Consider the following 13,083-nt stretch of genomic DNA (forward strand, 5'->3'; position numbering starts at 1 on the left):
GCGGGCTCGGCCGTCAGTCCTACGGCGGAAAACCGAGTGTGTCCCGTCAGTGGTGAAACGTAGTCTCACTCATGATGTCTGCCACCGCCGCCAGTCCACCGCGCCCCGACCCCCCACACCCCGAACCCGGCGGCTCCGGCCCCGGCGGGCCGGGCACCGCGGCCCCGGCCGCATCCGCCGGGCGGCGGAGCCGTTCCGCCGTACGCTCGCTGCTGCGGCTGTGGCCCTTCGTCCGCCCGGTGCGGGCCCGGCTGTTCACGGCGGCGTTCGTCGCGGTCCTCGCGTCCTGCCTGGGCCTGGTCATTCCCCTGATCCTGAAGTGGATCGTCGACGGGCCGATCGCCGGACGCGACACGGGCGGGGTGTGGCTGGGCGGCGCACTGCTGCTGGCCGTCGGTCTGCTGGAGGCCGCGCTGTTCGGGCTGCGGCGCTGGCTGGTGGCCCGTCCGCTGGCCGGGGTGGAGGCGTCGATGCGCGCCGCCCTGTTCCGGCATCTGCAGCGGCTGCCGGTCGCCTTCCACGACCGCTGGGCGAGCGGGCAGCTGCTGTCGCGCGCCACGGGCGACCTGCACCTGATCCGCATCTTCCTGGCGTTCCCGCTCACCTTCCTGCTGGTGAACGGCACCACCATCGTCGTCGGCTTCGCCGTGCTGCTGTCCCAGGAGTGGACGCTGGGGCTGGTGCTGCTGGCCCCGGTGGCGCCGCTGGTGGTGTTCTGCTTCCTCTTCGAGACGAAGTTCTCCCTCCAGGCCCGCCGGGCCCAGGACCAGATCGGCGATCTGACCACGGTCGTCGAGGAGGCCGTGCTGGGAATCCGGATCATCAAGGGCTTCGGCCGCCACCGCAGCCAGGCCCGCGCCTTCCGGGAGCTCTCGCGTCGGCTGCTGGGCACCGAACTGCACAAGGCGCGGCTGCTGGCGGGCATCTGGGCGGTCATCACGGTGCTGCCGGAACTGGCCATCGGCGCCGCCCTGGTGTGGGGCACGGTCCAGGTGGCCGACGGCGAGCTGTCGGCCGGCACCCTGGTCGCCTTCCTCACCACGGCCTTGGCGCTGCGCTGGCCGGTGGAGTCGATCGGCTTCCTGATCGCCATGAGCAACGAGTCGGCGACGGCGGCCGACCGCTACTTCGAGGTGCTGGACGAGCCGGTGCCGCCGGACGTCCTCGTCTCCGAGCGCCCTTCCTCCGCCCCGCGCGGGAAGGCCGGGGCCGTCCAGGACGGTCTGCGCCTGACGGGGGTGGTCTTCCGTCACCCCGACACCCCGCCGGACGTCCCGCCCGTCCTGGACGGCGTCGACCTGCACATCCGCTCCGGCGAGACCATGGCGCTGGTCGGCGCCACCGGCAGCGGCAAGACCACGCTCACCGCCCTGATCCCCCGGCTGCACGAGGCGACATCCGGCCGGATCACCCTCGACGGCCGGGACATCGCCGCGATGTCCCGCGAGGAGTTGCGCTCGCTGGTCGCCGTCGCCTTCGAGGAGGCCACGCTCTTCTCCGCCTCCGTGCGCGAGAACGTGTTGATGGGCGCGCCGGAGGATTCGGCGGAGGGCTCGGCGGAGGGGGATCTGGAGCGTGCTCTGCGGGTAGCCCAGGCCGAGGAGTTCACCGCGGCGCTGCCGCAGGGGCTGGACACCCAGGTCGGCGAACAGGGGCTGAGCCTGTCCGGCGGGCAGCGCCAGCGGCTGGCACTGGCACGCGCCGTCGTGGGCCGCCCCCGCTTCCTGGTACTGGACGACCCGCTCTCCGCGCTCGACGTCCGCACCGAGGCGCTGGTGGAGGCCGCTCTGCGCGAGGTGCTGGCCGGCACCACCGCCCTGGTGGTGGCCCACCGGCCCTCCACGGTGCTGCTGGCCGACCGGGTCGCGCTGCTGTCGCGGGGCCGGATCGCCGCTGTCGGCACCCATGCCGAACTGCTGCGCTCCAGCGCGGAGTACCGCCATCTGATGTCCGGCGAGCGCCACGGGCAGTACGAGGAGGAACGATGACCGCCACCGTCACCGAGCCGTCATCCGGGGACGGGGACGCGCGGGACTCACCGGATGTGAAGGCCGCGCCGGGCCCGGAGTCCGCCGGACCGGCGGAGGAACCCGGGGCGCCCGACGCCTTCGACCGCGACGTGCTGCCCGCCCCGAAGGGCGCCTCGCTCCGGCTGCTCGGCTCGCTGCTGCGCCCGCTGCGGCCGCGGGTCACGGTGGCCGCCCTCCTGCTGCTGCTCCAGCAGGCCGCCGTACAGGCCGGTCCGCTGCTGGTCGCGTACGCCATCGACCGGGCGGTGCCCGCTCTGCGCGGCGGCGACGGCGGCCCGCTGACCGCCGTCGCGGCGGGGTACGCGGTGTGCGCGCTGTCCTCGGGCGGCCTGCAGTACGCCTTCGTCCGCGCCGCCGCCCGGGTCAACCAGAGCGTGCTGCTGGAGCTGCGCGGCCGGATCTACCGGCACGCCCAGGTACTCAGCGTGGACTTCCACGACCGCTACACCTCCGGACGGCTGATCTCGCGCGCCACCACCGATGTCGAGGCGCTGCGCGAGCTGCTCGACGAGGGTCTGCAGGAGCTGCTGGGCGTGATCCTGTCGGTGGTCTACATCTGCTCGGTGCTGCTCTGGCTCGACCTGGGCCTGGGCGGCGCGGCCCTGCTCTCCTTCGTTCCGCTCCTGCTGATCGTGCGGAACTTCCGGCGCCGCTCGATGCGGGTCTACCGCAGGAAGTCCACGGCCACCGCGGCGATGATCGTGAAGTTCGTGGAGACGATGAACGGCGTCCGCCCGGTGCAGGCGTTCCGCCGCGAGCGGGCGGGCGAGGCGGAGTTCGGCCGTCTCAACGACCGTCATCTGCGGTTCAACGGGGACGCCATCCTGGAGATGGCCCGCTACGTGGTCTCCTCCCGGCTGGTGGCCAACGCCGCGCTCGCCGCCATCGTGCTGTGGGGCGCGTACCGGGTGGCGTCCGGCTCGCTGGAGCTGGGTGTGCTGGCGGCGGCGGCGATGTACCTGCGGCGGCTGTACGACCCGATCGACCGGCTGGGGATGTTCCTCAACTCCTACCAGGCCGCGGCCGCCTCGCTGGAGAAGATCGCCGGACTGCTCGCCCAGGCGCCCGGTGTCCCCGAGCCGGAGCACCCCCGGCGGCTGCCGCGGCCGGCCGGCGGGCGGCCGGGCCGCACCGTGGTCTTCGAGGGGGCGCGCTTCGCCTACCGCACGGGCGGCGAGGTGCTGCCCCGCTTCGACCTGGAGATCCCGGCCGGGCAGACGGTCGCGGTGGTCGGCTCCACCGGTGCGGGCAAGTCCACACTCGCCAAGCTGCTGGCGCGCTTCTACGACCCCACGGCGGGCCGGGTGCTGCTGGACGGCGCCGATCTGCGGGAGCTGGCCACCTCCGAGCTGCGGCGCGGGGTCGTCATGGTGACGCAGGAGGCGTTCCTGTTCTCCGGAACGGTCGCCGAGAACATCGCGATCGGCCGCCCGGAGGCGAGCCGGGAGGAGATCGAGCGGGCGGCACGGGCGATCGGCGCCCACGGCTTCATCGCCGCCCTCCCCGAGGGGTACGACACCGACGTGCGCAAGCGCGGCGGCCGGATCTCCGCCGGGCAGCGCCAGTTGGTCGCCTTCGCCCGGGCGCTGCTGGCCGACCCGGCCGTGCTCATCCTGGACGAGGCGACCTCCTCCCTGGACATCCCCGGCGAGCGCGCGGTCCAGCGGGCCATGGACACGGTGCTGCGCGGTCGCACCGCCGTGGTGATCGCCCACCGGCTGTCGACGGTGGAGATCGCCGACCGGGTGCTGGTCATGGAGGCGGGCCGCATCGTCGAGGACGGCTCGCCGGCCGATCTGGTCGCGGGCGACGGCCGCTTCGCCGGGCTCCACCGCGCCTGGCGCGACAGCCTGGCCTGACGGGACGGGCGGGACACCGGGCGGAGCACCGTCCGGCGTCCCGTCCGGCGGAGCCGTGCCCGCCGGACGGGACTCCCGCACCCGATCCCCCCATCCTGGCGGACGCCGGTGACGGCCCGGTTTCCCCGTCGTTTCCATCACGTTCGGTCAGCGGACAGCGATTTTTCGACAGCGGACAGATTCCAGCCATTTTTTTGACCTGACCCTGTCATCATCGCCGTTTCGGTGTCACTCTCTCCACGCTGTGCACGGCCGTTCCCCCCACGGGTCCCCACACCCTCAGGCGCACCATCTCCCTCTCCACACCGCTCTCCAGCGAGGAGTTCAGCGTGATAGGCAGATCCACCCCCCGCAGACGCGCCACCGGCGCCCTCGTCGCCGTCTCGGCGCTCCTGGCCGTCGGCCTCCAGTCGCAGGTCTCCACCGCCGCGCCCCAGGCCAAGCCCGACCCCGGCGCCCTCTCCGTCAAGCTCTCCCCCTCCCAGCGGGCCGAACTGCTCCGCGACGCGGAGGCCGGCAGCTCCGCCACCGCCAGGGCCCTCGGTCTCGGCGCGAAGGAGAGGCTCGTCGTCCGCGACGTGATCAAGAACGCCGACGGCACCGTCCACACCCGCTACGAGCGCACCTACGACGGGCTGCCCGTGCTCGGCGGCGACCTGGTCGTGGAGGAGTCGCCCGGCGGTGCGGTGGCCGAGGTCGCCAAGGCCACCGCGGCGAAGATCGCCGTTCCCTCCACCTCGGCCCCGGCCTCGAAGAAGCCCTCCAAGGCCGCGGCCGAGGGCAGCACCGCGCCCCGCAAGGTGGTCTGGGCCGCCGACGGGAAGCCCGTACTCGCCTGGGAGCGCGTGGTCGGCGGCACCCGGGAGGACGGCACCCCCAGTGAGCTGCACATCGTCACCGACGCGGCCACCGGCGAGAAGCTGGCCCAGTGGGAGGGCGTGCACACCGGCACCGGCGAGAGCATGTACAGCGGCCAGGTCACCCTGGGCACCAGCGGGTCCGGCGGCTCCTACACGATGACCGACGCGAACCGCGGCAACCACAAGACCTACGACCTGAACGGCGGCTCCTCCGGCACCGGCACCCTGTTCTCCGACGCCGACGACCTCTGGGGCAACGGCTCGCCGTCCAACCGTCAGACCGCGGGCGTGGACGCCCACTACGGCGCGGCCCTGACCTGGGACTACTACAAGAACGTCCACGGCCGCAACGGCGTCCGCAACGACGGGAAGGCCCCGTACAGCCGCGTGCACTACGGCAACGCCTACGTCAACGCCTTCTGGTCCGACTCCTGCTTCTGCATGACCTACGGCGACGGCGCGAACAACTCCAAGCCGCTCACCTCCATCGACGTCGCCGCCCACGAGATGACCCACGGTCTGACCTCGAACACCGCGGGCCTGCGCTACAGCGGCGAGTCCGGCGGTCTGAACGAGGCGACCTCCGACATCTTCGCCGCCGCCGTGGAGTTCAGGGCGAACAACAGCTCGGACGTCGGCGACTACCTCATCGGCGAGAAGATCGACATCCGCGGCAACGGCACCCCGCTGCGCTACATGGACAAGCCCAGCCGGGACGGCAACTCCAAGGACTACTGGTACTCCGGCATCGGCAACGTGGATGTCCACTACTCCTCGGGCCCGGCCAACCACTTCTTCTACCTGCTCAGCGAGGGCAGCGGCGCCAAGACCATCAACGGCGTCTCCTACGACTCGCCCACCTCCGACGGCCAGCCGGTGACCGGCATCGGCATCGCGTCCGCCGAGAAGATCTGGTTCAAGGCGCTCACCGAGAAGATGACGTCGACGACCAGCTACGCCGGCGCCCGCACCGCCACCCTCTCCGCCGCGGCCGACCTGTTCGGCACGGGCAGTACGCAGTACGACGCGGTGGCCCACGCCTGGGCCGCGGTCAACGTCGGCTCCCGGCCCGGTGGCGGCGGTGGCGGCGACGTCTTCGAGAACACGAGCGACTACCAGATCCCGGACCCGGGCACCGTGGAGTCACCGATCTCCGTCACCGGCCTCTCCGGCAACGCGCCCAGCACGCTGAAGGTGGACGTGGACATCGTCCACACCTACCGCGGTGATCTCGTCATCGACCTGATCGCACCGGACGGCAGTAGCTACCGGCTCAAGAACTCCGGCTGGGACTCGGGCGACAACGTCCAGGAGACCTACACCGTCGACGCCTCCTCGGAGGCGGCCAACGGCACCTGGAAGCTGCGCGTCCAGGACGTCTACAACTACGACTCCGGCTACATCGACAGCTGGAAGCTCACCTTCTGAGCCACCCACCGGTACGCACTCCGGGCCGGTGAGCACGGGAAGACGGCGGGGAGCCGCGCCGACGGCGCGGCTCCCCTTCCCCGTCCACCGGCCGTCTCAGCGCAGCAGCACCCCGGCGGCCTCCCGGGCGCCGGGATCGTCCGGCGGCAGGATCACCAGGCCCATCTCGGCCGGGTCCGCCAGCAGCGGATGGGAGGGCAGGACGCGGACGGTGTAGCCGAACGGCCCGGTGCGGTCCAGCGCAAGCGGCCCCTCGTACAGCCAGCTCCCGTCCTCCTCCGGCCCGCCGGAGGGCTTGAGCGGTACGCGCACCGCCTCGTCGCCCGCGATGGAGTCCGACTCGTCCACCCGCCCGGCGACCGCCTGCACCTCCACGTCGCCCGGCTCCAGGCCGCCCAGGGCCACCCGTACCCGCAGCGACAGCGAACCGCCCAGCTCCACGGACTCGCAGACCGACTCCACATGGTCGATCGCCACACGCGGCCAGCACGCGCGCACCCGCGCCTTCCACGCCGCCAGCCGCCCGGCGGTGCCGGCGTCCAGCGACCGGTGGGCATGGGCGGCGGGGGTGTACAGCAGCTCGGTGTACTCGCGCACCATCCGGTCGGCGAGCACCTTCGGCCCGAGCCGTTCCCGGGTCTGGCGGACCATCTCGATCCACCGCCCGGGCAGCCCGTCGCCGGCCGGTCCGCGGTCGTAGAAGCACGGCGCCACATGCTCGCGGAGCAGTTCGTAGAGCGCCGCGGCCTCCATGTCGTCGCGCCGCTCGCGGTCCTGCGCGCCCTCGTGCGCCGCGCCGGGCCCGCCGCCGTCGGCGGTCGGGATGGCCCAGCCGAAGTCCGGCTCGTACCACTCCTCCCACCAGCCGTCCCGCACCGAGAGGTTGAGGCAGCCGTTGAGCGCCGCCTTCATCCCGGAGGTCCCGCACGCCTCCAGCGGGCGCAGCGGGTTGTTCAGCCAGACATCGCAGCCGGTGTAGAGCTTCTGCGCCATGGCCATGCCGTAGTCGGGCAGGAAGACGATCCGGTGGCGCACCCGCGGGTCGTCGGCGAAGCGCACCAGTTCCTGGATCAGCCGCTTGCCGCCGTCGTCGGCCGGGTGCGCCTTGCCCGCGACCACGAGCTGGACGGGCCGGGTGGGGTGCAGCAGCAGTTCGGTGAGCCGCTCGCGGTCGCGCAGCATCAGCGTCAGCCGCTTGTAGGACGGGACGCGGCGGGCGAAGCCGACGGTGAGTACGTCCGGATCCAGGACGCCGTCGATCCAGCCGAGTTCGGCGTCCGAGGCGCCGCGCTGCCGCCAGGAGGCGCGCAGCCGCCGCCGCACCTCGTGCACCAGTCGCCCGCGCAGGGCGCGGCGGGCCTCCCACAGCCCGGCGCCGCCTGCTCCGGCGGGCAGCGCCCGCATCTCGTCGGCGGTCCAGGTGGGGGCGTGGACGCCGTTGGTGATGGAGGTGATGGGCACCTCGGCGGCGTCGAAGCCCGGCCACAGCCCGGCGAACATCTCCCGGCTGACCGCACCGTGCAGCGTGGAGACGCCGTTGGCGCGCTGGGCGAGCCGGAGCCCCATCACGGCCATGTTGAACAGCCCCGGGTCACCGCCGGGGTAGGTCTCGGTACCCAGCCGCAGCACCTGCTCCACGTCCACGCCGGGCAGCTCGCCGTCTTCGCCGAGGTGGCGGGCGACCAGCTCGCGGTCGAAGCGGTCGATGCCGGCGGGGACGGGGGTGTGGGTGGTGAACACCGTCCCGGCGCGCACGGCCTCCAGGGCGGTGTCGAAGGGCATTCCCTCCCCGCTCATCTCCCGGATGCGCTCCAGGCCGAGGAAGCCGGCGTGCCCCTCGTTGGTGTGGAACACCTCGGGCTCCGGGTGGCCGGTGACACGGCAGTACGCGCGCACCGCCCGCACCCCGCCGATGCCCAGCAGCATCTCCTGGAGCAGCCGGTGCTCGCTGCCGCCGCCGTAGAGCCGGTCGGTGACGTCGCGTTCGCGCGGGGCGTTCTCCTCCACGTCGGAGTCGAGCAGCAGCAGGGGGACGCGGCCGACGCGGGCCTGCCAGACGTGGGCGCGCAGGGTACGTGCGCCGGGCAGGCGCAGGTCCACGCGGGCCGGGGCGCCGCCCGGCTCGCGCAGCAGTTCAAGCGGCAGCTCGTTGGGGTCCAGGACGGGGTAGCGCTCCTGCTGCCAGCCGTCGCGCGACAGGCTCTGGCGGAAGTAGCCGTGGCGGTACAGCAGGCCCACCCCGATCAGCGGGACGCCGAGGTCGCTGGCGGCCTTGAGGTGGTCCCCGGCGAGGATGCCGAGCCCGCCGGAGTACTGGGGCAGGGCGGCGGTGATGCCGAACTCGGGGGAGAAGTAGGCGACGGCGGCGGGCGGTTCGCCCTCCGCGCGCTGGTACCAGCGCGGCTCGGTCAGGTACTCCCGCAGATTCCCCGCGGCGGCGGACAGCCGCTCCAGGAAGTCTCGGTCGTGGGCCAGCTCCTCCAGCCTCCGGGCGGACACGGTTCCCAGTGTCCGCACCGGGTCGCCGCCGGACGCCCGCCAGCCGTCGGGGTCGGCGCGGCGGAAGAGCTCTCCGGTCTCGGGGTGCCAGGACCAGCGCAGGTTGTGCGCCAGGTCGCTGAGCGGTCGTAGGGGCTCCGGAAGGACGGGACGTACAGAGAATCGACGAATGGCCTTCACACCTCGACGGTAGCCGGATCTCCGCCCTTTTCGCCCGGTAACCCGTCATCACGTCATCACGTCACCAACGGCTCCATAGGCGCATATGCACTCACTCGCCGTACGCCCGCGCACAGCGCCCCCGCCCGCCTTCCGCCGGCTCTCCGCCTGACACCGGGTGCCGCCACCGGCGCGAAGAGAGAAGGAGTTTCCCGGCTCACGGCGGGAACGGTCAGGATGGGCTCTTTTGCCTACGAGTAGTTCACATTGAGGCGGATGCCCGCCCCGTCCGGGCGGGCAGTCCCTCCTCCTACCGCCCTTCCCGGGTTCCCCCGGAACAACCGTCACGCCAGCCGAGTGAAAGCGGACAGGAGCGGCCATGCCCCCGGCCCGTCAACGGTCTGTGGAACAGATAGAAAGAACAAAACCATCCGTAACGCCACCAGGTGATCCAATGATCGGTCGCATTCCCGTACTGGACGTCCACCCGCTCGTCGACTGCGGGCGCCGCCCGGCGAAGGCCGTGGCCGGCGAGACCTTCCGGGTCTCGGCCACGGTCTTCCGCGAAGGCCATGACGCGGTCGGCGCGAACGTCGTCCTGCGCGACCCGAGCGGAAGCCCGGGCCCGTGGACCCCGATGCGGGAACTGGCGCCGGGCACCGACCGCTGGGGCGCCGACGTCACCCCCGGTTCGGAGGGCCGCTGGTCCTACACCGTCGAGGCGTGGGGCGATCCGGTCGGCACCTGGCGGCACAACGCGAGGATCAAGGTCCCGGCGGGGATCGACGCCGAGCTGACCCTCGCCGAGGGGGCACTGCTGCACGAGCGGGCCGCCGCGGGGGTGCCCGAGGACGACGGCCGCGCGGCCGTGCTGGAAGCGGTGGAGGGTCTGCGCGACGCCTCCCGCCCGGTCGCCGCGCGGCTGGCCGCGGCGCTGGCGCCCGAGGTGGTGTCCGCACTGGACCGCCACCCGCTGCGCGAGCCGGTCACCGTCACCCGCCCCCTGCCGCTGCTGGTGGAGCGCAAGAGGGCGCTGTTCGGTTCCTGGTACGAGTTCTTCCCCCGCTCGGAGGGCGCGGTGGTGAAGGAGGGCGAGCCGCCCGTCCCCGGCACCCTGCGCACGGCCGCCGAGCGGCTGCCCGCGATCGCGGACATGGGCTTCGACGTGGTCTACCTGCCGCCGGTCCACCCCATCGGCGAATCGTTCCGCAAGGGGCCCAACAACTCCCTGACCGCCGGTCCCCACGACGTCGGCAGCCCCTGGGCCATCGGCTCGTCCGCCGGCGGGCACGACGCGGTCCACCCGGACCTGGGCACCTTCGAGGACTTCGACCGCTTCGTGGCGCGCGCCCGCGAACTGCGCATGGAGGTGGCCCTGGACTTCGCCCTTCAGTGCTCCCCGGACCATCCGTGGGTCAAGGAGCACCCGGAGTGGTTCCACCACCGCCCCGACGGAACGATCGCCTACGCCGAGAACCCCCCGAAGAAGTACCAGGACATCTACCCCATCGCGTTCGACGCGGACATGGACGGGCTCGTCGCCGAGACCGCGCGGATCCTGCGGATGTGGATGTCCCACGGGGTGCGGATCTTCCGCGTGGACAACCCGCACACCAAACCGGTCGTCTTCTGGGAGAAGGTGATCGGCGAGATCAACGGGACCGATCCCGACGTCGTCTTCCTGGCCGAGGCGTTCACCCGCCCGGCGATGATGCACACCCTCGCCAAGACCGGCTTCCAGCAGTCCTACACCTACTTCACCTGGCGCAACGGGAAGGACGAGCTGACCGAGTACCTCACCGAACTCTCCGGGGACGCCGCCTCCTACATGAGGCCCAACTTCTTCGTCAACACTCCCGACATCCTCCACGCCTACCTCCAGGGCGGCGGCCGCCACGCCTTCGAGGTCCGTGCGGTGCTCGCCGCGACCCTCTCTCCCACCTGGGGGGTCTACTCGGGCTACGAGCTGTGCGAGTCGGCACCGGTCAGGCCGGGCAGCGAGGAGTACCTTGACTCGGAGAAGTACCAGCTCCGCCCGCGCGACTGGACGGCCGCGGAGCGTGCGGGCACCACCATCGCCCCCCTCATCACCGAACTGAACCGGCTGCGCCGCCGCCATCCGGCACTGCAGGAACTGCGCAACCTGCGCTTCCACCACAGCGACAACCCGTCGATCATCGTCTACTCGAAGCACTGCGCACACCCGTACGCCGACACGGTTCTCACGGTGGTCAACCTCGACCCCCACCACACCCACGAGGCCACGGTCTCGTTGGACCTGGCGGAACTCGGCCTCACACCCGCCCAGGCGAGTGGCGCCGACCTTTTCCCGGTGCGCGACGAGCTCACCGGCGAGACCTATCACTGGGGCAGGGACAACTATGTGCGCCTGGAGCCGGGCCGTGCCGCGGCGCCCGCGCACATCCTCTCCCTGCGACCGTCCCCACAGACCGGAGGGTCACCCAACCATGACCGTCAATGAACCCGTCATCGACACGTTCGAGGACACGCCCGCCAGGGACCGCGATCCCGATTGGTTCAAAAGGGCCGTCTTCTATGAAGTGCTGGTCCGGTCCTTCCAGGACAGCAACGGCGACGGCATCGGCGATCTGAAGGGCCTCACCGCCCGGCTCGACTACCTGCAGTGGCTGGGCGTGGACTGCCTCTGGCTGCCCCCGTTCTTCAAGTCCCCGCTGCGGGACGGCGGCTACGACGTCGCCGACTACACCTCCGTCCTCCCCGAGTTCGGCGACCTCGCAGACTTCGTGGAGTTCGTGGACGCCGCACACCAGCGCGGCATGCGGATCATCATCGACATGGTCATGAACCACACCAGCGACCAGCATCCGTGGTTCCAGGAGTCCCGGCGCGATCCCGACGGGCCCTACGGCGACTACTACGTGTGGGCCGACGACGACAAACAGTACCCGGACGCCCGCATCATCTTCGTCGACACCGAGGCGTCCAACTGGACGTTCGACCCGGTGCGCAAGCAGTACTACTGGCACCGCTTCTTCTCCCACCAGCCGGACCTCAACTACGAGAACCCGCAGGTCCAGGATGAGATGATCTCGGCGCTGAAGTTCTGGCTGGACCTGGGCATCGACGGGTTCCGGCTGGACGCGGTCCCCTACCTGTACGCGCAGGAGGGCACCAACTGCGAGAACCTCCCACAGACCCACGAGTTCCTCAGGAAGGTCCGCGCCGAGATCGACGCCCACTACCCCGACACCGTGCTGCTGGCCGAGGCCAACCAGTGGCCGGAGGACGTCGTCGACTACTTCGGCGACTACTCCAGGGGCGGCGACGAGTGCCACATGGCGTTCCACTTCCCCGTCATGCCGCGCATCTTCATGGCGGTGCGGCGCGAGTCGCGCTATCCGGTCTCCGAGGTCCTGGCCAAGACCCCGGCCATCCCCTCGGGCTGCCAGTGGGGCATCTTCCTGCGCAACCACGACGAGCTGACCCTGGAGATGGTCACCGACGAGGAGCGCGACTACATGTACGCGGAGTACGCCAAGGATCCGCGGATGCGCGCCAACATCGGCATCCGGCGGCGGCTGGCCCCGCTGCTGGACAACGACCGCAACCAGATCGAGCTGTTCACCGCCCTGCTGCTGTCCCTGCCGGGCTCGCCGATCCTGTACTACGGCGACGAGATCGGCATGGGCGACAACATCTGGCTGGGCGACCGGGACGCGGTGCGCACACCGATGCAGTGGACACCCGACCGCAACGCGAGCTTCTCCTCCTGCGATCCGGGCCGGCTGTTCCTGCCCACGATCATGGACCCGGTCCACGGCTACCAGGTCACCAACGTCGAGGCCGCCATGAGCAGCCCCTCGTCGCTGCTGCACTGGACCCGCCGGATGATCGAGATCCGCAAGCAGAACCCGGCCTTCGGGCTGGGCACGTACACCGAACTGCCCTCGTCCAACCCGGCGGTGCTCGCCTTCCTGCGCGAGTACGGGGACGACCTGGTGCTGTGCGTGAACAACTTCTCGCGGTTCCCGCAGCCCACCGAGCTGGATCTGAACGCCTTCGGCGGACGCCATCCGGTGGAGCTGATCGGCGGGGTGCGGTTCCCTCCCATCGGGGAGCTGCCGTATCTGCTGACCCTCGCCGGACACGGCTTCTACTGGTTCCGGCTGCGCGAGCAGGCGTGAGGCGAGGGTAGGGCAGGCATGGACAGCGGCGGCCCGGGAACAAGCTCGGACACGGATTGGGCCCGGGCCGCCGCGGGCAGTA

The 13,083-nt window shown here is 71.6% G+C and carries 6 protein-coding genes; 5 read left to right on the forward strand and 1 reads right to left on the reverse strand.

Going from position 1 to position 13,083, the window contains the following annotated elements; translation table 11 throughout:
• Nucleotides 1-74 precede the first annotated feature (74 nt).
• From ACGRHY_RS07670 to ACGRHY_RS07680, 3 genes are all read left to right on the forward strand, one after another.
• On the forward strand, nucleotides 75-1,988 hold the full coding sequence (locus ACGRHY_RS07670; RefSeq protein WP_394637958.1) for an ABC transporter ATP-binding protein: 1,914 nt from the start codon (nucleotides 75-77) through the stop codon (nucleotides 1,986-1,988).
• On the forward strand, nucleotides 1,985-3,889 hold the full coding sequence (locus tag ACGRHY_RS07675) for an ABC transporter ATP-binding protein (RefSeq protein ID WP_394634640.1): 1,905 nt from the start codon (nucleotides 1,985-1,987) through the stop codon (nucleotides 3,887-3,889). Before ACGRHY_RS07670 ends, ACGRHY_RS07675 begins: the two co-directional genes overlap by 4 nt.
• Nucleotides 3,890-4,179: 290 nt before the next feature.
• Nucleotides 4,180-6,177: a M4 family metallopeptidase gene (locus tag ACGRHY_RS07680; RefSeq protein ID WP_394637959.1), complete on the forward strand. Its 1,998-nt coding sequence runs from the start codon at nucleotides 4,180-4,182 to the stop codon at nucleotides 6,175-6,177.
• Between the two features lie 96 nt (nucleotides 6,178-6,273).
• Here ACGRHY_RS07680 and glgP read toward each other — a convergent pair whose 3' ends face one another.
• Entirely contained in the window at nucleotides 6,274-8,856 is a 2,583-nt protein-coding gene (glgP, locus tag ACGRHY_RS07685) for an alpha-glucan family phosphorylase (RefSeq protein WP_394634641.1), read from the reverse strand.
• A gap of 433 nt (nucleotides 8,857-9,289) precedes the next feature.
• Here glgP and ACGRHY_RS07690 point away from each other — a divergent pair, with 433 nt between their 5' ends.
• Entirely contained in the window at nucleotides 9,290-11,317 is a 2,028-nt protein-coding gene (locus ACGRHY_RS07690) for an alpha-1,4-glucan--maltose-1-phosphate maltosyltransferase (protein WP_394634642.1), read from the forward strand.
• A complete protein-coding gene (treS, locus tag ACGRHY_RS07695; protein ID WP_394634643.1) occupies nucleotides 11,304-13,001 on the forward strand; it encodes a maltose alpha-D-glucosyltransferase in 1,698 nt (565 codons plus the stop codon). Before ACGRHY_RS07690 ends, treS begins: the two co-directional genes overlap by 14 nt.
• Nucleotides 13,002-13,083 lie beyond the last annotated feature (82 nt).

It is taken from the genome of Streptomyces shinuiensis (assembly GCF_043660855.1).
Classification (GTDB): Bacteria; Actinomycetota; Actinomycetes; order Streptomycetales; family Streptomycetaceae; genus Streptomyces.

Coding starts and splice junctions, on each gene's coding strand:
- ACGRHY_RS07670 (WP_394637958.1), top strand. CDS start 75: ATGTCTGCCACCGCCGCCAGTCCACCGCGCCCCGACCCCCCACACCCC.
- ACGRHY_RS07675 (WP_394634640.1), top strand. CDS start 1,985: ATGACCGCCACCGTCACCGAGCCGTCATCCGGGGACGGGGACGCGCGG.
- ACGRHY_RS07690 (WP_394634642.1), top strand. CDS start 9,290: ATGATCGGTCGCATTCCCGTACTGGACGTCCACCCGCTCGTCGACTGC.
- treS (WP_394634643.1), top strand. CDS start 11,304: ATGACCGTCAATGAACCCGTCATCGACACGTTCGAGGACACGCCCGCC.